This is a genomic window from Merdimmobilis hominis (assembly GCF_900104615.1).
Taxonomy (GTDB): Bacteria; Bacillota; Clostridia; order Oscillospirales; family Ruminococcaceae; genus Merdimmobilis; species Merdimmobilis hominis.
In genome coordinates this window covers 649242-668696 of record NZ_LT629939.1, presented here as the reverse complement: position 1 = coordinate 668696, position 19455 = coordinate 649242, and the positions used below count along the sequence as shown (strand labels likewise).

Genomic DNA, 19455 nt, shown 5'->3' with positions numbered 1-19455 from the left:
TGTGGTAATCTAAAGGAAAAGGAGGGGAAGGAAGATGACAAGCCGGTATTTAAACAAGCTGCTTCTCCACTGGGAACGGGTGGAGGGGGAGCCCTACTTCGCCAGCATCCCGGCCATCCGGTCGCTGAAAGAGCTAAATTTCCCCAGCAATGTCACCTTTTTTGTGGGGGAGAACGGCACTGGGAAATCCACTTTGCTGGAGGCCATCGCAGTGGAGTACGGCTTCAACCCAGAGGGGGGAAGCCGGAATTTCAACTTCACCACCCGGGACAGCCACTCGGATTTGTACCGCTGCATCTCCTTTCATAAAGGGCCAGTGCGGCCCAAAGATGGGTTCTTCCTACGGGCGGAATCCTTTTATAACCTGGCCAGCCAGGTGGATGAGTATGCTTCCGTCCCCGCCAGGGGCAATTTTTACCAGAACTATGGGGGGAAGTCCCTCCACCAGCAATCCCATGGGGAGAGCTTTTTCTCCCTCCTGAAAAACCGGTTTTGGGGCAATGGCCTCTACCTTCTAGATGAGCCGGAATCCGCCCTCTCCCCCCAGAGGCAGCTGGCGGTGCTGGCCCTTCTGTATCAACTGGGCCAGGAGGGTTCCCAATTGATCATCGCTACCCACTCCCCCATTCTGTTGGGGCTGCCGGAGGCTGCCATTTACTCCTTTGATGGGGAAGCTGTCCATCCGGTGTCCTATGAAGAGACTGAGAGTTACCAGGTTACCAAAATGTTCCTCACCCGCCGGGAACAGATGCTGGAGGAACTGCTGCGGCAATGATTATTTTGGAGGTAAGGAAAAATCTGCCGGTTTTTTGGCACTGAATAGATGAACCAAAAAATCGGGTCAGAAAGGGGAATATACTATGAAAAAAGCAATACTCGCCCTTGTGCTGGCAGGGGCTCTGGTGATGTCTCTGGCGGGGTGCGGGGCGCAGCCACAAGGGATGGCAGCCTCGCAGACGGTGACGGTCAATGGCACCGGTGAAGTGGAGGCCATCCCGGATATCGCCATCCTGCAATTGGGGGTCGAGTCCAAAGGGGCAACTTCAGAGGCGGCCCGCAGCGCCAATGCTGAGGCCATTAACGCCACCGTTGAGGCGGTGAAGGAACTGGGGGTAGCCGAGGAGGATGTACAGACCTCAAATATGTATCTGCGCCCCACCTATGGGGATGCGGGCAACGTCACCGGCTACCGGATGAGTGTGGATATGGAGATCACGGTGCGGGATATTTCCAAGGCCGGTGAGGTCATCGATGCGGCCATCGGCTCCGGCTCCAACACATTGGACCGCTTTTCTTACTCCATCAGCAATGAGAGCGATCTGTATGGCCAGGCGCTGGAGGCCGCGGTAAAGAGCGCCCGCCTCACGGCGGAAAAATTGGCCGCCGCAGATGGCCGGACAGTGGGCAAGATGATTTCGGTCACCGAGTACGGCTCCGGCGTGGTGGTACGGGAAAATCCTGAAACTGGAGGCGGGGCCAATAAGGCGCGGGCTATGGCGGACACCACTGTGATGGCGGGAACCGATACCATCTCCGCCCAGGTGGAAGTGGTATTTGAACTGCAATAGAGGTGAGTTTGAGAGAGGCTAGAAGTTGGAGGATCTGAAACAGTAAGGCGTGACTGGTTATCCCTTTGCCAGGCATGTCAACACCGCTAAAAACTTGAGGGAGATTCCCTTTGTGTCGTTGGAGCCCTCTGCAAAGTTCACCCCAGCTCTCTATGAGAAAAAGGGGCGTTCTGGGAAGGTGGGAGCATCAGCATCTTCTCCCCAGTGCTGAAATTAACCTTGTTGGAGCGCTTCTCCCAGGATGGCCTGGAAGTGGTGGAGACCATGGAGGTAAACGGTGTGTGGACCCTTGGGTGTGATCGGCCCCTGGAGTACCGCCGAATCAACAACCCCATACAATAAACTTATTGAAAGCCTCGGAGGAGCTTGTACAGCCTCCGGGGCTTTTTCGTGGAGGGCGGGCGCCGCCAAGAGTGGGGGACAGGGTGGTGGGGACGCAGCGCAATCCTCACCGTTTGTGCGCATTTTGTGGTACAATGGCCACAGGTTCCCTGTGGCTATCCGAAGAGCCGCTGTCAGGCCAGGGGCTTCCTGCCGCAAGGCGGCACCGCGGCGCTTCGGGTTTCAATGGTTTTTGTGGTATAGGAGGCAATTATGAATCATCTGTTGATCGTGGAAGACGACCGGGCATTGGGAGAAGGCGTCCGCTTGGCCCTGCAGGGGCCGGCTTTGGAAGTCAAGCTCTGCCACTGCCTGGCCGATGCCCGGGTTTTGCTGAAAGAGCAGTCTTTTGATTTGATCGTTTTGGATATCAACCTGCCCGACGGAAGCGGCCTTACCTTTTTGCAGCAGCTGCGCCAGGGCGGCGGTCCTCCCATCATCCTGCTGACGGCCAACGACCTGGAGACCGATATTGTAGCGGGTTTGGAGCTGGGCGCTGACGACTACATCACCAAGCCCTTTTCCCTGGCGGTGCTGCGGGCAAGGGTCAATGCCCAGCTGCGCAAAGCCGTTTCACCCGCCCGGTACGCAGGGGAGGGGCTGGTCTTTGACTTTGACCGGATGGAATATTTCAAAAATGGGGCTGCGGTGGAGCTGAGCAAGACCGAACAAAAACTCCTGCGGCTGTTGGTGCAGAACCGGGGGAGGACCCTCTCCCGGGCGGACCTGGTGGACCGCATCTGGACCGACGGCGCCGACTATGTGGATGAAAACGCCTTGTCGGTGGCAGTCAAACGGCTGCGGGATAAGCTGGAAGACACCCCGTCCAAACCCCGTTTCCTCAAGACGGTATACGGCGTGGGGTACACATGGGCGGTGAAGGGATGAATCTATGGGAAATTCTAGCCCTGGTGTCCATCTTAGGGGCAGGGGCCGTTGTGGTGTGGGACCGCTGGAGACTGCGGCAGACCTTGCGCCGGATGGACGCCATGCTGGAGAGGGCTATCCGGGGGGATTTCACCGAGGATACCTTCGATGAAACCCTCCTCTCCTCGGTGGGGACCAAATTGGCTCACTACCTCACTGCCTCGGCGGTATCCGCCCGGAATTTGCAGGCGGAAAAGGACGCCATCAACACCTTGATCGCCGATATCTCCCACCAGACCAAGACCCCCATCGCCAACCTGCTGCTCTACGCCCAGCTCCTTTCGGAACAGGATTTGCCCCAGGACAGCCGCCGGTGCGCTGCCGCCCTGGAACAACAGGCGGAAAAACTCCGCTTTTTGGTGGAGTCCTTGGTGAAAATGTCGCGGTTGGAGACCGGCATTCTGGAAATGCACCCCAAACTGTCACCCCTTCAGCCCATCCTGGAGGATGCGGTCTCCCAGGTTACCCCAAAAGCCGAGGCCAAAGGGATAGCCCTGACCATGGAGCCCACCGGGGAGGTCGCTTTATGTGATCCCAAGTGGACAGCAGAGGCGTTGTACAACCTGCTGGACAATGCGGTGAAGTACACCCCTGCCGGCGGGAAGGTCGCCGTCCGGTCAAAGAGTTATGACTTCTTCTGCCGCATCGACGTGGCGGACACCGGCACCGGCATCCCGGAAGGGGAACAGGCCAAAATCTTCCAGCGGTTTTACCGGGCGGACTCCGCTTACCAAGAGGAAGGGGTGGGCATTGGGCTGTACCTCAGCCGCCAGATTGCCGCTGGGCAGGGGGGATACCTTAAGGTCTCCTCCGCACCGGGGAAAGGCTCGACCTTTTCCTTGTTCCTGCCCCGCAGGTAGGGCGGACCCAAAAATCTTGCAGAACTGTTAGATTTCAGAAAGAACCTGGAAAGATTGGTGTGGTAAAGTCTGTATTGTGGAAACCCGATACAGACTTTTCTTTATGGAGGAAACCCAGTATGATTATTCTACAAACCAAGGATTTGCGGAAAACCTACGGCGCCGGAGAGGCGGAAGTACACGCCTTGGACGGGGTGGACCTGGCTGTGGAAAAAGGCGAGTTTGTGGCGGTTGTGGGGACGTCCGGTTCCGGAAAATCCACCCTGCTCCACATGCTGGGGGGATTGGACCGACCCACCAGCGGCACCGTCACGGTGGACGGCAAGGAGCTCTCCACCCTGAAAGATGAAGAGCTGACCATCTTCCGCCGTCGGAAGATCGGCTTTGTGTTCCAGAATTACAACCTGGTTCCGGTGCTCAACGTGTATGAAAACATCGTGCTGCCTATCCAGCTGGACGGCAGCCAGCCGGATGAGGCCTACGTGGGCCGCATCATCGAGATCTTGGGCCTGCAAAGCAAGCTGCAAAACCTGCCCAACAACCTTTCCGGCGGCCAGCAGCAGCGGGTGGCCATCGCACGGGCGCTGGCGGCCAAACCTGCCATCATCCTGGCCGACGAGCCCACCGGCAACCTGGACAGCAAGACCAGCCAGGATGTAATGGGCCTTTTAAAGGTTACCAGCCAAACCTTCAGCCAGACCATTGTGATGATCACCCACAACGAGGAGATCGCCCAGATGGCTGACCGGATCATCCGCATTGAGGATGGCCGCATCGTAGTAAGGGGGTAATCGCCGTGGTAAAGGTATCCAACCGCTCCTGCATCCGGCGCCTGGGCATGAAGAGCATGAAAGCGGCCCGCACCCGGAACATCATCGCCATATTGGCCATTGCCTTGACCACCGTGCTGTTTACCTCCCTGTTCACCATCGCCATGTCCATCAACGATGGCTTCCAGCAGAACAATTTCCGCCAGGTGGGGGGCTTCTCCCACGGCGGGTTTAAGTACCTGACCCAGGAGCAGTTTGAAGAGCTGCGGGAGGACCCCCTCATCCACCAGTGGGGGCTGCGGCGGTTTTTGGGCATGCCCAATGAGCAACCCTTCAACAAATCCCATGTGGAGGTGGGGTACTCCGACGCCAACCAGGCCCACTGGATGTACTGCGACCCAGTGGAAGGCCGCCTGCCCAAGGAGGGCACCGACGAGGCTGCAACCGATCTCCATGTGCTGGAACTTCTCGGGGTGGAGCCCCGGCTGGGGGCGGAATTCACCCTCTCCTTTGAGGTGGATGGCCAAAAGACCACCCAGACCTTCACCCTCTGCGGCTGGTGGGAGTATGACAGTGCCATCGTGGCAAACCACATCCTCATCCCAGAAAGCCGGGTAAATGCCATTTTGGAGGAGACCGGGGTAGACCCTGCCTCTTCCCAGGACGGTATGACCGGCTCTTGGAACCTGGATGTGATGTTCCAAAACTCCCTGCACATCGAGCGGGATATGGAACAGGTGCTGCAAAACCATGGCTATCAGAATGAGAGCCGATCTTCAGGGGATAACTTCATCCGCACCGGTGTCAACTGGGGCTACTCTGGCGCCCAGCTGGCGGAAAGTTTAGATCCCACTGTGGTCATTGCCATTGGGGTCATGCTCCTGCTGATCATCTTTACCGGGTATTTGATTATCTACAACGTGTTTCAGATCTCGGTGACCAACGATATCCGGTTTTATGGCCTTTTGAAGACCATTGGCACCACGCCCCGGCAGCTCCGGCAGATCATCCGCCAGCAGGCCCTGCTCCTGAGCGCTGTGGGGATTCCCCTAGGCTTGCTTATCGGCTGGTTCGTGGGCGGCAAACTCACCCCGGTGATCGTCGACCGGCTCAACGGCATCTCCTGTGTGGTTTCGGTTAACCCGGTTATCTTTATAGCTTCGGCCCTGTTCTCCCTGTTGACCGTAACCCTCTCCTGCCGGAAGCCGGGCCGCATGGCCGCTAAAGTCTCCCCGGTAGAGGCGGTGCGGTACACCGAGGGCAGCGGAAGCATCCCCAAAAAGCAGGTGAAAAAATCCACCAAAGGGGCGGGCCTCTTTTCCATGGCTTGGGCCAACTTGGGCCGCAGCCGGAGCAAAACAGTGGTCACCGTCCTCTCCCTCTCTCTGGCGGTGGTGCTGCTCAACATGACTGTCACCTTTACCGGCGGCTTTGACATGGACAAATACCTGGCCAACAATGTGGTATCCGACTTTATTTTAGCCGACGCTGGGTATTTCCAGGTGGGCGGCGACCTGTTCCACGCCGGGATGAGCCTCCCTGAGGATGCCATCAAGACGGTCACAGCCCAAGGTGGGGTCGCCGACGGGGGCCGGATTTACGGCCGGACCAGCAATATTCAGGAGTTTGTAGACGAGGATTACTACCGCTCCATCTGGAGCCGCTGGAACCCCGCCGATGTGGTGGATCAGCTGGTTGCCCGGGAGGACCGGAACGAGGCGGGGCAGCTGTCGGTGAATGCCCAGCTCTTTGGGATGGAACCCTTTGCCCTGGATCAATTGACGGTGTTGGAGGGCGACCTTTCCAAGCTCCACGACCCGGATGAAAGGTACATTGCCGCCGTATATGGAGAAGACGACTACGGCAACCCGGAGATGGGCTCCCATTGGGCCCGTTTGGGCGACACAGTGACCCTCCGGTACGTGGACGAGATCGAGTACTACTACACCGACACCGGTGAGATCATTGCGGATTTTGACCAGGTGGACCCAGATGGGGCCCGAGACTTTGATTCCCGTGTGGTGAGCTACCGGGATGTGGAATACACCGTGGCGGCCCTGGTCTCGGTTCCCCATGCCATCAGCTACCGCTATTATGGAAGCGATGAGTTTGTGCTCAATGCCCAGACTTTTATCCAAGATACCGGCACCGACAAGGTGATGCTCTACGCCTTCAATATGGAGGACGATGCTGCCAATGACGCCATGGAATCCTTCTTGGCCGATTATACCGAGACCCAGGCGCCCCAGTACGATTACGAGAGCAAGGCCACCTATGAGGCGGAGTTTGAGAGCTTTCGTTCCATGTTCTTCCTGCTGGGCAGCGTCCTCAGCTTTATCGTCGGCCTGGTGGGCATCCTCAACTTTTTTAACGCCATCCTCACTGGCATCCTCACCCGCCGCCGGGAATTTGCCGTGCTCCAGTCGGTGGGAATGACCGGTCGGCAATTAAAAACCATGCTGGTCTGGGAAGGGCTTCTCTATGGAATCGGCGCCATCGGTTTGGCGGTTCTTCTCAGTGTGGTGGCTGGGCCCCAGTTAGGCACCGCCATGAACAGCATGTTCTGGTTTTTCAGCTACCGGTTTACCCTGTTGCCTATTTTAGCAGTGCTCCCAGTATTCCTTCTGCTGGGTGTAACTCTTCCACTGGGCGTCTATCACTTTGTGGCCAAATCCACCATTGTGGAGCGGCTTCGGGAGACAGAGTAACCCCAATAAACGTGAGAGCAATCCCCTGGTTCCAGCGTCGGAACCCAGGGGATTGTTTTAACTGTGGGGAAAAGGGCAGAGGCATTTTGATTGAGCGGTACCAACACAAAACCGCACCACAATAAGAGAGGTTGCTATAAAAATAAGCCGGAGCAAAGCGAACTTTGCTCCGGCTTATCTATTGAGGATAGAAAAGATGTCTTATATCCAGCGGCAGGCCGAATGGCATTTGCCGCTTTCCCCTTCGGGGGTGTCAGGAGGTTTTTAGAGCGGTAGCGGAGAAAACCGACATCCAAAGGGGGCAGAGCCCCATAGGAAAAATGCGGCATATGAATCTCTGTTTCCAGAAAACTCATACGCCGCATTTTTGGCAGGCGGGAACACTTTAGATCTCCTGTCTGGCCTTGCCTATTTATGTCCTATCACATTTTCACCATGCATACCCATGCGGAACGATCCCTCCCTGCCATGACAGTAAACTGATCATAAATAGATAACCATGGAGATATTTTCTGCCGGGCGTTTTTACTCCATAAAACCCTCCCAACCACTTATGCTTGTTCCTCACTTTTTCCAATCACATCCGCCAATTGAGCACTGACAGTATCTATGTAGAGATACACCCCGTCCCTGTCGCAGTGATACAGGTTGGAATAGCTTGTACTCTCATTCGGACTGATGGGGTTTGGCTCTACCACTTCAGTGGCTTCCAGCAGGCCGGCGCCCAGTTCTGCAGCGGCAGAAAGTGCTTTTTTCAGCACAGCAATCTGTCCATTGCTCCAAATCCTCTCCAGATCTTCACACACTTTGGGGTCCTGCTCCATGTCTTTGAGAAGCTGCATAACTTGATCTGGAGACAGATATACACCGGAGCAATAGTTTTCGATGATTCGGTTCTGCATGGGGTTTGGAAAGGAAACAGGAGTCACTTGATCCCACGAGGTGAAGTACCGCTCATATTCTGGCTTTTCTTCCACCAGGAAAGAAAAGGCACTGCCTCTGGTGTAATAGTAATCCCGGAAAAAACCCTGGATCACTGCAATATAGAAGCCATGGCTTTTGTCAAACAGCTCGTCGGATTCTGTTCCAGCTCCAACCCGCAGGGTATCCAGATATTTTTCTGCATAGAAATCCTCTATTCCATACTGTGCGGCGAGTGCCAGCACCTTTTCCTCCTGTCCCTGCTGTATCCAGGTTAAGGGAGTAAAATACCATTCCCGTATTTCCTCTGGTGAAATCGGGTGAAAACTCACATCGTATCCCATAAAAAAACCTCCTTAGTAATCCAGCAGGATGGGCACCTGCTGTTCCTCTGCAAACCGCATAGCCTGCCAGAACATGGAGAAGGCAAACTTGGCCAGGGATTGGGTATCAAACTGGGTATGCTCCTGAATATCTGCCCTGCTGATTTTCCCATGCGCGGGAATAATGCCGTCTGTCGGATAGCCTTCCGTTTCACTCCAGCTCAGAATGGTATCCTCATCGGCCTGCCACGCCAGTTCGTTGAGCCGTTCCAGCTCTTTGCGCAGGGCACCTACTGTACTGAATACCGCTGTATTTCCATTGGGTACCGGTCCATGGAACATGATGGGATCTGACAGGGGAATCCACCACGTCGCTCCATGAAACAGCGACCACACCCGCTTCTCATCCGATCCAAGGCGGGTGATCAGGGGATGCTCCCCGAAATCCCAGTCCTTTTCCACCGTGGGGGGCACCGGCTCATCGTATGTATGGCAGGCGGCCACCAGCAGCATAGCACCGAAGGCATCCCAATCAGGTTTATCGGTGTAATAGGGTTTCTCATTATCCTCCAGCCAGGGGGCATAAGGGGGCTGGTCTGGCTGAGAAATGGCAGTCAGCACCTGATCCCGCCAGTTCTCCACCGCCGCCTGGACCTCAGCTGGGGACATTTCTTCCTCGTTGTCAGCAGGTTCTCCATCCGGCGTGATTTTTTGAAAGCCCCACCCGTTTTTCTCCGCCCACAGCTGTGTGACGGTCTTCCAGTTGTGAGAATAGTACCGGGTCAATGTTCCGGCATAGATGTCAAGTCCCATAACAATTCCTCCTTTTGCGTTCTGTCAAAGCCGTTCCAGGGTACAGTCGTGCCCGGAATGGTCCGTATCCAAAATGATTTCCACAATGGTGTCCATAGTCTCTTTCCCGAGATTACGGACGCTTTTTTCATAGGCCAGCCACTGGATGTGGATGGGTTGTCCATACGCATGCCGCCCAAAGCCGCCCCGGAGAATATCGTTGAAAGCGTTCAGGTTCCGACCGATCTTCCAGTCCAGGCCGCAGGTAAACACCCGCTCCACCTCGTCATAAAAACCTGCCATGTTAGAAAAGCGACGACCGTCGATGGTAAACTCTTGCCGCTGTGGTTGCTTTGCCAGCATGGTATTCCTCCGCACTTATATCATTTCATACAGCAGGGCAGTGTTATCCTGTACCAGTTCCAGATGGGAGCGCAGCGCTTCAAGTCCGCTTTGCACCGCCTCGGTGGACAGATCCCAGTCTGGAGCAATTTCAGCAGCCAGCTCCGGGAGGTCCTGCTCCCGGAGAACTGCCAGCAGTTTAGATGCCAGCTCTCCTTCCAGCAGAGCACAGTCCAGAGTATCCTCCGTCTGGGGAGCAGGAAAACGGACATCCAGATCCAGCTCGCTCTCACACCAGTCCCAGATGGCCATATAGACCGCGCCGGAGCAGTCACCGTTAGACAGTTCCTGCCGCTGGCCGTCTTTGAGAAGATAAAAGGATGCAATCTGTGACATAATTGTTCCTCCTGCATGTTATTCTTTTTCCATCAGCCCTTCTGCCTGCATCCGGATCACATAGAAGGCCCGCACCCAGTCCAGCTCCTGCTCCATGGATTCCTCCAAAGCCAGCAGGCGGCGCTTTCCCAGCCTTCGATCCAGGAGAGCAAAGATGCGGACAAGAGGATTCTCGCTGACAAGGCTTTTCTCGATGCTCTGGTTGTCAAATTCGTGAAATGCCTCATAGAAAAAAATGTTGTCAAAACAGCCGTCGTTCAGCGTCCCTTCATGGGCCATCCGGAAGGGGGCCTTCGGGTCGTCCTCTCCGACACCCTCCCGCCGCAGGGCCTGATATCTGTTCCAGTAGTTCTGTTCATAGGCGTAGTAGTTACTTCGCAGCACCTCCACGCCGTCCAGTCGAATGGCCGCCCGGCCTGTTTGGTCATGGCTTTCCCAGTAACTGGTGGCAAAATACTGGATGCGGCCCCGGAGCGCCGGGCACAGGTAGTCACTCTCCAGTTTGTTTCGGATTCCGTTCCAGGTTGACATAGGTACTTGTTTCCTTTCTGATGCCGTTGCGGGCGTTGCCCTTTCCGCAGAATTTGCCTTTTGTGTTTGAAGTGTTATCCGTTGAATCCGCCGACTTCAATTTTATATTTGCAGTCGACCTCGATACAAACTAAATGTCCCATGAAATAGTCGGGTTCCGCATCCAAATCGATGTAAAAGCCAGTTTCACTTCCATTTACAAATATTGCTACATTGTTTACGAATAGTGCTTTTACAAACTCATCTTCTGAAATCTTCCCATCTGCTTCCAGCGTTCCATCTTCGATCATTTCATTCACGACGTCTATGCAGTCATCGTTTTCCTCCAAAAATGCTCGAATAATGGTATCTTTATGGTCATTGACCCAATTTACCTTTTCCAAAACGATATCGCCTATATTTCCCTCTGTGCTCTGAAACTCAAGGAGAATTTTAGTCTTTCTATCCCATACGGTCCATTCTCCAACATGAAAGCCGAGTTTGCGGTCAAATACAAATTCCGTATTCCCCAAAATGATCTTATCCGGCATTTCGACCCTTTTCTTCAAAAACAGTCCCATAATACACCTCTAAAAGTTCCAATTTATTGTCCAGTATGATAGCCCATTCGATTACTGCTTTTGGAGATACTTCCGGAAGCATTCGATGAACTCCCGATTCCGCTTTGGAACATCGAATCCCTTCCGATGGGGAAAGAATCCTTCCCGTTCCACATCGTCCAACAGCTTCGGCAAGTCGGAAAACCGGGCAAAGAACGGTAGTGCATAGTCCTGGATCTGCCCGGAAATCTCCTGGATGGAGCGTTCCCGCTCCAGCAGAGTAGATACCTCATAGCGGGGGAAGTCATCATACCGGCGGGTCAGCCGGGCGATGGAGGTACCCACGATACCATCATAGGTTTCCTCCGTCCCTTCCTGCTCACTGCGCCATTGGGCAATCACCGGGGAACTCACATCGAAGAAGGCAGTAAAAGTGGTGGAGCCAAAGCGGATGGAGGGGGAAAAGTAAAAGGAGAACACAAAGATGCCGTCTTTTTTGTAGATGTCATTTTTGCTCTTGCGGTATTTGTAACCCAGCGGGATCAAGGGCTCCGCGATCCGCTCACAGGTATAGACGAAGATCTCGCGGGGCTTGGTTCCCTTGGGGAAATCCTTCTTCTCCATGTTGCCACCTTCCTTCACTCATTTACCGTTCCACTCTCAACCGCCGCATTGTTTTTATTGCTCATTGAGATACCTCGCCAGTTTCTTCTCCAGCAGTTCTGTCATATCATTGCAGAGGCGCTTTACCTTGTCCTGCTCATGGGCGTAGTACCAGATGGTTTCCTCTCCGGGGCGGAGCAGGAGCTGGTCGCCGTCCGCTTCTTTCCAGAACTCGCCCAGCACACAATACCGCTCGCCATGAATGGTCAGATCAAACATCCCGGAAAGGGTAAGGATCACGCCTGTGGATACATTGATGCCTGCGGTCAGCAGGAAGAACTCCCGCACCTGGGACGGGAGCGTGAAGCCCAGCACGCTTTCTTGATTCCCAATCTGCTCCTCCGTGGCGGCAGGCTTGATCTCATCAGAGGTGTCCAGCACCTTTGCCAGCGTCTTGGAGAACTTGGGGTAGCGTCGAAACATCTCCGGGTTGTCGGCCTTGAATTTCGCTTGCTTTTCCCGCTGCACCCGCTCCTGCTCCTTGCAGAAAGCGTCCAGTTCGGCCAGATACCGCTCCTGGTAGAGATTGCTGGCTTCAAATGCTAAGCCGCTCTTTTCCAGAATGGCGATGGCTCCCTTTTGGCTGCCAAACACCGGGACCCACTGAAAACCATGCCGGCAGGGCTTCAGTTTCAGGAATTCACCCCGACTCAGCAGGGCTTCCAACTCCGTCTCATGTTCGTCCCACCAGTTCCGCCAACTTTCCGGTGTTTCCCGGCCTTCGACCAGGTCCAGGAGCTTTGCTGTCAATGATTCTGTGTTCATAGGTGTCCACGCTCTTTCTCCGCCATCACTTCCACATTACTCGGTAGCACAAAGCTCATTCATTTTTGGAATCAGTATTTTATCCATCCACTGACAAACAATCTCAAAGGCATTGTAAATCTTTTCTTCATTTCCTATATCAAGATATATTTCATTGTCTCTTAAACTGTAAAACAGTGGTTGTGTGTTGGCGTCTGGTTTGGCGTAACCATAAGGGTCGTATGGACGGGTGTTGATTATATAGCAAACCTCAATGCTTATGTTATCCTTTGTGTTCCCGCCAAATGAAGAAAACGCAATCATATAGGTGAAATTTTTACTGTGCTTCGTAAGCGTTTTGTCGGATTTTTTATACTTAAAGCCTAAATGTCCGTATTTTCCTTGCAACTTGCTTCCAAGCATTTGCATTGCTTCGTTAAAGGTCATTATGCCCCCTCCATTTTCCCATTGTAAGTTTGTTTGTGGCGGGGTTGAGGAAGTTTTTTCCATCCTCATTCCTGATCCGCGAAGTTACCGGAAAAATCGCTCTCATCATCATAAAAGCCTATAGATTCCAGCCTGGCCTGGTTGTAGGGAGAAATGCCTTCATAGGGTCCCACATAAAGAATCCGCTCACCGCTGATGGTGATTTCCAAGCCGTGCTCTACCTCCCAAGCGCATCCACATTCCACATGGAAAGCAATGCCGTCTGTATTCGGATGGGTTTCGGCCATCAGCAAAGACGGTGTGATGTAAGAAAGTATGTCTCTGCCATTTATGCCGGTTGGGATTTCGAATTCGTCCTCATCGAAAAATTCCGCAGAGCATCACAATAGTGTAGGCAGTAAGCACATAGGCGGTCAACCATCTCCTGCGGAAGATTGCTAAAATACTCGGCACACTGCTGGGCGTATGCCTGATCTGCCTCTCCAGGGAAACAAATGGTCAGATCTGTCTGGAACAATTCGTTCCAAACTGTCCCCTCAAACTCTCCAAAATCATTTTTATGTATCTCACGAATCATAGCCGCATTTTCCTTTCTTCATTTTCTAGAACAGAGGCAGTATCTCTGCATGATTCCCAGCAGTACCTCCGCTTCCCAAATTTCCTCATTGAGCAGGTCATCATAATCATGTTCCAGCTGCTCCGCCTGGTCGGAGATCCAGCCAAGCTGTTCCTGTGCCTGAGCATACTGCTGATGGACAAACCAGTATTCACCCAAAAGGCAGCGGACTTGGGTTTCGCTGACGGTATCTCTGTCCTGACAGGCAAAACCCGCCAACAGACTTTCCAGGCTTTTGGGAGATATAATTGTGCGGTCATAGGGAAACTCCTCAATCAAAATCCATCCAGACCAGGTGTTTTCCGCAGTGGAGGCACTGAAACAGATAGCATTGCAGATGCCCGCCATTGACGGATTCCTGAATCATTTCCCTCTGCTCCTCGTCCCACATGGAATCGTCCAGCACATCCTCCAGCACACCCAGCGCCCGCAGTTCTCTGGCACCCACATGGCCCAGATAGGCGCAGTAGTCGCCGCAGTGGGCACGCCAGTATTCCTGCTGCCAGCCGGAGTAGCCGGGAGTTCGGTGGATGAGCTCGTCCAACCGAGCCTGGTCCTCCACCCCATCGTCCACGGAGCAATCATCCTGAAAGCTGCCGTTGTATTTCCGGGCCGCTTCACCGCTGGCGATACACTCCGGGCACAGATACTCAATATCCTCCACAGCATAAAAAGGGCCTGTATAGAAAATGTGGGTCGTCTTGCCGCAGCAGTCGCAGGCAACGCCATCCGCGGACTCCTCAAAAGCCCCGGTATCCAAAGGGTCTGGATGATACCGAAAAGAAGGGAGACCAAGGTTGTCCCGCTTTTCCTTGTCTTTTTGTTTCTCCGCTTTGGTTTTAGGCTTGCGGAGGGCAAAGGAGTCTCCCCAGTCATCGGCACATTCTTTCATAATCGCCAGACGCCGGAAAATTTTTGGATTCGACCGATCTCCAATTTTAGAAAGCAATTCATAGGCACTTTTTTTGAAGTCCAATAGGTCATAAACATACACCAATACTTCTTTAGCCTGTGTATCTTCGCCCTGCTCTAGTTCTTCTTTGAACGCATAAAGCGCACGAACACTGTCCGCTTTTCCTTTTGTCTCCCGAAACTGCTTTTGGAGTTCGATATATTGCTTCAGGTATTCGTTCATGGTCACAATCTCCTATCAATCCCACCAGAAGTACCAGACGGTGGACTGCCACAGGGCATCTGCCAAGGAGCCAATGCTCCCATCCTCATTCTGATCCAGATCCGGGCAGAAGCCATACAGTTCCACCGCTGCATCCATGGCCTTCTCCTTGGGGACGGGAGCCGGGAGCAGGAACTCCAGCTCATCGTGGCTCATGGCGGCAGGCACTGCGCCGTACTGCTCGAACCAGTATTTGGCCGCAGCCATCAGCTCCGGTGTGTCGGGGCAGTCGTTCCAGTTTCCGAAGGGCAGGTAAGCGAAGATCTCCCAGGGATTCTTCACCGGGATCTTGGCCAGGATAAGCGGATAGGTCATCTCGGTATCATCATCCCAGTAGCTGGAGAAGCGGTCATTGGGTCCTCCTCCCTCCATCTCGCCCAGGACTTCCTCCTCCCAGTCCATATCGTCATCTTCGGCCTCCGTTTTCCGCTGACCGATCAATTCCTCCAAAACCGCCTTTCCGTCCTTATCAGGGGCGGAGAGCATCTTCTTCCGGTACTCCGTTACAGTTTTGAGGTCAAATTCGTAAATGTCCGCATCATTCTCCGGGTCGGCGTTCATCACCAGACATTCCAGCAGCGTTTCGTCATCCGCCTTGATGAACACCGGCACAAAGCCTTCTTTGACACTTTCCCGTTTGGCATAGCTGTATGCCGACATGATGGGATCATCGTCCTTCATAGAGGGGAAATAGGTGCATTCACAGTCCAGATACTCCATGATGGCCTCAGCCACCTCGGAAGGCTCCAGCGTGTCCTCGTCGAAGTCCTGTCCCTGCCAGTTGGTGAAGCGTTCCTCGATCACCTTTGCCATAGCCTGGTAGTAGTCCTCGTCAAAGGGGATGAACAGGTAGGCTTCATCTTGGAACTCATTGGAGTGATACCGTTGCGGGCCGAAGAAGCGGAGGGCGTTGTCATCAACATCGGCAGGATAGTAGGGGCTGTCGCCCTCTCCATAGTAATAGCCTGCAAAAGCACGGCCTTGCTGATTGAATAGCACAGAGAACAAGCAGCCGTCCAACTCATTCTGGATGAATGCCCGCAGGTCCACACTGACAGGGTTGGCTTTGACCTGCTTGGCCACTTTGCCGTATTCTTTCAGGAAATCCTCGCCCATCAAATCATGCTCCATACACCAACGCAAGTAGATGGCCATATGGTTGTAGGCATTGATGGGGTCAATGGGCAGCCCCTTCTCCTCAATACTCTCGATATGATAGGAGGCATCGTCCATCTCACCGTCAAAATCATCATTGGAAAGGGTGCCACGAGTGATAGCATCCTGACGGTCAGGCTCCACCACAAAGCTGATGCCGTTCATTTTGTCCAGCAGAGCGTCCGCGTCATGGGCCAGCTTATATTCCAATTCATCCCGGTAGAGAGGGATCACCTGATAGAAGTTGACCTCCTCGCCGCTCGGCAGGATGCAGACCTCGCTGCCATCTTCGGTGTCCTGGGGACCGGTCAGAATGGCGGCGCACAGCTTTGTATCCTTTGCAAAGTCCTCTTCATTGTCCATGGTATGGCCGAAGCCCAGCCAGGTATCACTGGCAATGGGCAGACGGGCAAGGGTTTTCAGCAGGCGGATGGGCCAATACCACCGCTCATTCTTCAAATCCTCATGCTTCAGTTTCCAGTTCCCCGGCAGCGCAATAGTCAGCTCCGCCCGCTCCAACTTGTATTTCGCCAGTTCCTCCGGCACATTCATCCGGTGAGCACCCATGCCCATGGTGACCAGGGTGTAGTAGTCCCGCTCCTCGGAGGGCGGAACAACACAGATATCCACATGGATGTCCGGGGAAGCAAGCTCATGGAACACATTCTCAACCGTGCCGAAATATTGCTCAATATGCCCCTCGACGGCTTCCATCTCTTCCTCAGTGTAGGCCTCGGGAACACCGGTTTCTTCATCCTCGGGTGCTTCGCCGTCCAGGTCATCATCAGGGTCACCGTCCAATGACGCCCAGGAGATTTTCAGAGTCATCTGCTCCTCCGGCAGGCCGACGCCCGGGCTGCGGGTGATGGTGTGCTTATCATCTGCCGCAAAACCGATGGTCTCCCCATCGTGCAGTTCCACATCATTCTCCAGCACATAGGAGGTAAGGTTTGCCAGGAAGTTTCGCAGATCGCTCGGCTTGGCATTGGTGCCCAGCACCTCCATCTCGTCTTTGCCAAACACATCCAGGCCGTAGGTGTAGCCGTTCATGCCATTTTCATCCCGCCAGAGACCGAACCAGATCCAGTTGAAGATGGGCAGTTCGTCCTCCTGCATCATGTCAGCAAAGCCTTCATAGAACCGGGGCTCAAACACCACGTCGCTGGTATAGATGCCGGTGGCATATTTCTGGCGGCAGCAGGCAGCCACCACCTTGGCGAACAGCTTACCCTTTTCCAGCAGGTCCTCCTCTTTGCCCAGCACCGCAACCATGATGTGGGCGCTGTGTTCCTTGGCAACCTTGACTGCATCCTCCCACATATAGTTATTTTCCGCATTGGCCTCGGCCTCGCCGCCGGGAATGGGATAGGTGGCCAAGCTGACAGCGGCCAACATATCGCCCACTTCAAACACCAGTGCGTCGTCGTCTTTCTCCTCGCTGGCGTCGTATTCCTCCACTGGGATGTCCCATTTTTCCTTCATGTCCCGGATGAACTGCCCTTTATCCCATTCTGCCTTGGACAGCAGCACAAAGCCGGTGAAGACACCTGTGTGGTCACTCTCGTCTTCGTTCTCTGCCTCGGCCCGTTTTTCTATCTCCTTCTGACACTCCTGAATCACCACTGGGGCATCCTCGTCCTCAGGGTCCAGCTCCGCCCACCGCTGGGCGTAGGGGATGGCCTTTTCCTCCTGCCCATAGAGATACTGGTAGGCATAGGCCATGCGCATATTCCACTGGGCCTTGTCCTGGCCCTCCTCCCGGACAGATTCCAGCACCTGGATGGCACGCCGCAGGGCCTTGTCCCCCTTGTAGTTGGGGGTTCCCTCATTGTGGTCGCCCAGGATGGCATAGTTCTCCAGCGCCCGTGCCATGGCATAGGCAATGCGGTAGTTCCGCCAGTCCTCCGGGATGGCGTTGAGCGCCTGAATACAGCGGGTGTACTCGTCCTCATCGTTCCACTGCTCGATCTGTGCGAAGAATTCTTCCTCATTCAGCTGTGTATAAGGGATATAGTCCATATCCGTCAGCGTTTCGTCCAACTCGGGGGCCTGATCCTCATCATCTGGCTCCTCCTCGTGCGGTGTTTTCAGGTTCACAGTGCCTGCCTCCCGGCGGAAGGTGTGGAAGCTGGCCCAAGGGATGTCACTGCCCTCAAAGAATTCCTTGGCCATCTGGAGCGCCGTGTGAATATCCCAGGCGATGAAGTCCACATAGCCGCAGTAGAGTCCGGTGGCTCCGCCGGTGAGGGTGAGTATCTCCGGGCCATCGCCGGTGGTGAACACTTCTTCCAGCTTATCCCGGAAGTCGAAGATCTTATCCGTTCCTTCCTCTTCCCGCAGAGTATCCAGAGGATAACAGAAGAAGCCCGCTACCGCTCCGTCGGCATGGAGATCGTCCATGAAGTCATTGTCAGCGTTCAGATAGCCGTTGATGAGCGGAGCACAGTTAGTGGAACCGGCAATTACATCCAATCGCCAGTCGGCTTCCGGGTCCTTGTTGGGTTCCATTTTGTAGCCAAGGTAACTGTCCAGATAGGCTTCCGGGTCGGTGGAGAGGTTCGTTCCCTTTTCCTTCAGCATATCGGGCAGCTGGGACAGGAGGAAGGACTGCTCTGCCTTGGGCTCTTCCAGCACATTGAAGTCATCAATGTACCACATGTGGGAGATCTCGCCCAGCACTTGATCAGTGAGGGTGGTGAGCATCCACCAGGCTCGGCCTTCCGCCTCCCGAAGCATGGGCAGCAGCTTTTCGCAGTAGGCGGAGATGGCGAAGCTGTTTTCACCCTGCTCCTCCAGCCAGATCTGCACATCATCCCCAGAGATATTCCATCCGTCCTCGGTACGCAGGCCGATGTTTTGAATCGGTTGACGGCCCACCAGGATATTCCAGTGCTCCAGCACCTCCTTGGAGGCGTGTTTCTGGAAATAGACCAGTTCAAACAATTTGACCTTGTCGCCCTCCGGGGTGAGGATCAGTTCATATTTTTCGCCGTTGAAGCCCATCTCGAAAGAGATTTCATCAAAAACCAGATTCAGGGTTTCCTCCATTTGGGCCACGATCTCCGCTCCACGGGTGTGATCCTTGTCGTCGTCCATCATCTGGCGCAATTCTGCTTCCATCTCGGCAAAGGTTTCCCACCAGTCCTCTGTCCGTTCCCGGAAGCACTCCGAGAACTGAGGCAGAGAAATGCCCTTCTTGCACCCATCGATCAGCTGCATGGTGTCCTCGTCGTCGGGGCGGGCCTCCAATGCCTTTTCAAAGTAACGAAGAGCCCTGCCCTCCTGATCCAGATAGTAATAGGAATAGCCCATGCGAAAGTTCCAGTAGTAGTCTCCCTCAAAGTATTCCTCATGAGGTTTCAAGAGAGCGATGGCCTTTTTGAGCATAGCTCTGCCTTCCGGCGTTCTGTGATCTGCCTCGTTGTTGTACGCCCTTGCAAGCTGGCTGTCCATTTCCGGAGTGTGCTCCTCAATGCCCTCCAGTGCTTCAATGATCTTGTGATGCTCGTTATTCTCATGCCACTTCTGGCACTGTTTCAAAATGTCCATATCAGGGTCCTCCTCGTCCTCATCCGATTTCCAGTCTTTGATCTGCTGG

The 19455-nt window shown here is 54.3% G+C and carries 20 protein-coding genes; 6 read left to right on the top strand and 14 right to left on the bottom strand.

Translation table 11 applies throughout. From position 1 onward, the window contains the following. The first annotated feature begins 34 nt into the window (after nucleotides 1-34). The 6 genes from BQ5353_RS03280 to BQ5353_RS03255 all read left to right on the top strand — a co-directional run bounded on the left by BQ5353_RS03280 (nucleotide 35) and on the right by BQ5353_RS03255 (nucleotide 7214). On the top strand, nucleotides 35-775 hold the full coding sequence (locus tag BQ5353_RS03280) for an AAA family ATPase (protein ID WP_071427301.1): 741 nt from the start codon (nucleotides 35-37) through the stop codon (nucleotides 773-775). A gap of 85 nt (nucleotides 776-860) precedes the next feature. Continuing rightward, nucleotides 861-1568, top strand: coding sequence for an SIMPL domain-containing protein (locus tag BQ5353_RS03275; protein WP_054330769.1), 708 nt, complete (start codon nucleotides 861-863; stop codon nucleotides 1566-1568). Nucleotides 1569-2162: 594 nt separating this feature from the next. Then, on the top strand, nucleotides 2163-2837 hold the full coding sequence (locus tag BQ5353_RS03270; protein ID WP_054331231.1) for a response regulator transcription factor: 675 nt from the start codon (nucleotides 2163-2165) through the stop codon (nucleotides 2835-2837). Continuing rightward, nucleotides 2834-3736, top strand: a complete 903-nt coding sequence (locus tag BQ5353_RS03265; RefSeq protein ID WP_143117144.1) for a sensor histidine kinase — start codon at nucleotides 2834-2836, stop codon at nucleotides 3734-3736. Before BQ5353_RS03270 ends, BQ5353_RS03265 begins: the two co-directional genes overlap by 4 nt. Nucleotides 3737-3855: 119 nt before the next feature. Further along, nucleotides 3856-4527, top strand: coding sequence for an ABC transporter ATP-binding protein (locus tag BQ5353_RS03260; protein WP_054330771.1), 672 nt, complete (start codon nucleotides 3856-3858; stop codon nucleotides 4525-4527). 5 nt (nucleotides 4528-4532) lie between these two features. After that, nucleotides 4533-7214 (top strand): ABC transporter permease, encoded by a 2682-nt coding sequence (locus BQ5353_RS03255; RefSeq protein ID WP_407657154.1) that lies wholly within the window; start codon nucleotides 4533-4535, stop codon nucleotides 7212-7214. A 551-nt stretch (nucleotides 7215-7765) separates the two neighbouring features. On the opposite strand, the gene BQ5353_RS03250 is transcribed toward BQ5353_RS03255, so the two are convergent. The 14 genes from BQ5353_RS03250 to BQ5353_RS03190 all read right to left on the bottom strand — a co-directional run. Beyond that, entirely contained in the window at nucleotides 7766-8479 is a 714-nt protein-coding gene (locus BQ5353_RS03250; RefSeq protein ID WP_054330772.1) for a YjfB family protein, read from the bottom strand. A 12-nt stretch (nucleotides 8480-8491) separates the two neighbouring features. After that, the gene (locus tag BQ5353_RS03245; protein ID WP_054330773.1) at nucleotides 8492-9271 is read right to left on the bottom strand and encodes a hypothetical protein; all 780 of its coding nucleotides are present in this window, start codon (nucleotides 9269-9271) and stop codon (nucleotides 8492-8494) included. A 24-nt stretch (nucleotides 9272-9295) separates the two neighbouring features. Then, nucleotides 9296-9613, bottom strand: a complete 318-nt coding sequence (locus BQ5353_RS03240) for a barstar family protein (RefSeq protein WP_071427300.1) — start codon at nucleotides 9611-9613, stop codon at nucleotides 9296-9298. Nucleotides 9614-9628: 15 nt separating this feature from the next. Further along, nucleotides 9629-9988 (bottom strand): hypothetical protein, encoded by a 360-nt coding sequence (locus BQ5353_RS03235; RefSeq protein ID WP_054330774.1) that lies wholly within the window; start codon nucleotides 9986-9988, stop codon nucleotides 9629-9631. Nucleotides 9989-10006: 18 nt separating this feature from the next. Continuing rightward, complete coding sequence (locus tag BQ5353_RS03230; protein ID WP_071427299.1) at nucleotides 10007-10519, bottom strand: SF0329 family protein; 513 nt, start codon at nucleotides 10517-10519, stop codon at nucleotides 10007-10009. 74 nt (nucleotides 10520-10593) lie between these two features. Continuing rightward, nucleotides 10594-11079 (bottom strand): DUF2262 domain-containing protein, encoded by a 486-nt coding sequence (locus tag BQ5353_RS03225; protein ID WP_233424493.1) that lies wholly within the window; start codon nucleotides 11077-11079, stop codon nucleotides 10594-10596. A gap of 51 nt (nucleotides 11080-11130) precedes the next feature. Next, nucleotides 11131-11682: a DUF4304 domain-containing protein gene (locus BQ5353_RS03220; RefSeq protein ID WP_054330775.1), complete on the bottom strand. Its 552-nt coding sequence runs from the start codon at nucleotides 11680-11682 to the stop codon at nucleotides 11131-11133. Between the two features lie 54 nt (nucleotides 11683-11736). After that, nucleotides 11737-12486: an SMI1/KNR4 family protein gene (locus BQ5353_RS03215; RefSeq protein WP_054330776.1), complete on the bottom strand. Its 750-nt coding sequence runs from the start codon at nucleotides 12484-12486 to the stop codon at nucleotides 11737-11739. A 36-nt stretch (nucleotides 12487-12522) separates the two neighbouring features. Continuing rightward, nucleotides 12523-12912, bottom strand: coding sequence for a hypothetical protein (locus BQ5353_RS03210; RefSeq protein ID WP_054330777.1), 390 nt, complete (start codon nucleotides 12910-12912; stop codon nucleotides 12523-12525). Between the two features lie 65 nt (nucleotides 12913-12977). Further along, nucleotides 12978-13256: a DUF6985 domain-containing protein gene (locus BQ5353_RS13460; protein ID WP_407657174.1), complete on the bottom strand. Its 279-nt coding sequence runs from the start codon at nucleotides 13254-13256 to the stop codon at nucleotides 12978-12980. Then, complete coding sequence (locus BQ5353_RS13455; RefSeq protein ID WP_054330778.1) at nucleotides 13241-13489, bottom strand: DUF6985 domain-containing protein; 249 nt, start codon at nucleotides 13487-13489, stop codon at nucleotides 13241-13243. The genes BQ5353_RS13460 and BQ5353_RS13455 overlap by 16 nt, the downstream gene beginning before the upstream one ends. A gap of 18 nt (nucleotides 13490-13507) precedes the next feature. Continuing rightward, nucleotides 13508-13807: a hypothetical protein gene (locus BQ5353_RS03200; RefSeq protein WP_143117141.1), complete on the bottom strand. Its 300-nt coding sequence runs from the start codon at nucleotides 13805-13807 to the stop codon at nucleotides 13508-13510. After that, complete coding sequence (locus BQ5353_RS03195) at nucleotides 13800-14663, bottom strand: CbrC family protein (RefSeq protein ID WP_054330779.1); 864 nt, start codon at nucleotides 14661-14663, stop codon at nucleotides 13800-13802. The genes BQ5353_RS03200 and BQ5353_RS03195 overlap by 8 nt, the downstream gene beginning before the upstream one ends. 15 nt (nucleotides 14664-14678) lie before the next feature. Beyond that, nucleotides 14679-19455: suppressor of fused domain protein (locus BQ5353_RS03190; RefSeq protein ID WP_233424492.1), on the bottom strand; the 4777-nt coding region annotated here is incomplete at its 5' end.

Bases quoted from the DNA above. Each gene is read 5' to 3' on its own strand.
- BQ5353_RS03230 (WP_071427299.1), bottom strand. From the start codon at position 10,519: ATGTCAACCTGGAACGGAATCCGAAACAAACTGGAGAGTGACTACCTG.
- BQ5353_RS13455 (WP_054330778.1), bottom strand. From the start codon at position 13,489: ATGATTCGTGAGATACATAAAAATGATTTTGGAGAGTTTGAGGGGACA.
- BQ5353_RS03245 (WP_054330773.1), bottom strand. From the start codon at position 9,271: ATGGGACTTGACATCTATGCCGGAACATTGACCCGGTACTATTCTCAC.
- BQ5353_RS03265 (WP_143117144.1), top strand. From the start codon at position 2,834: ATGAATCTATGGGAAATTCTAGCCCTGGTGTCCATCTTAGGGGCAGGG.
- BQ5353_RS03195 (WP_054330779.1), bottom strand. From the start codon at position 14,663: ATGAACGAATACCTGAAGCAATATATCGAACTCCAAAAGCAGTTTCGG.
- BQ5353_RS03275 (WP_054330769.1), top strand. From the start codon at position 861: ATGAAAAAAGCAATACTCGCCCTTGTGCTGGCAGGGGCTCTGGTGATG.
- BQ5353_RS03210 (WP_054330777.1), bottom strand. From the start codon at position 12,912: ATGACCTTTAACGAAGCAATGCAAATGCTTGGAAGCAAGTTGCAAGGA.
- BQ5353_RS03215 (WP_054330776.1), bottom strand. From the start codon at position 12,486: ATGAACACAGAATCATTGACAGCAAAGCTCCTGGACCTGGTCGAAGGC.
- BQ5353_RS03225 (WP_233424493.1), bottom strand. From the start codon at position 11,079: ATGGGACTGTTTTTGAAGAAAAGGGTCGAAATGCCGGATAAGATCATT.
- BQ5353_RS03270 (WP_054331231.1), top strand. From the start codon at position 2,163: ATGAATCATCTGTTGATCGTGGAAGACGACCGGGCATTGGGAGAAGGC.
- BQ5353_RS03260 (WP_054330771.1), top strand. From the start codon at position 3,856: ATGATTATTCTACAAACCAAGGATTTGCGGAAAACCTACGGCGCCGGA.
- BQ5353_RS03250 (WP_054330772.1), bottom strand. From the start codon at position 8,479: ATGGGATACGATGTGAGTTTTCACCCGATTTCACCAGAGGAAATACGG.
- BQ5353_RS03240 (WP_071427300.1), bottom strand. From the start codon at position 9,613: ATGCTGGCAAAGCAACCACAGCGGCAAGAGTTTACCATCGACGGTCGT.
- BQ5353_RS03220 (WP_054330775.1), bottom strand. From the start codon at position 11,682: ATGGAGAAGAAGGATTTCCCCAAGGGAACCAAGCCCCGCGAGATCTTC.
- BQ5353_RS03280 (WP_071427301.1), top strand. From the start codon at position 35: ATGACAAGCCGGTATTTAAACAAGCTGCTTCTCCACTGGGAACGGGTG.
- BQ5353_RS03235 (WP_054330774.1), bottom strand. From the start codon at position 9,988: ATGTCACAGATTGCATCCTTTTATCTTCTCAAAGACGGCCAGCGGCAG.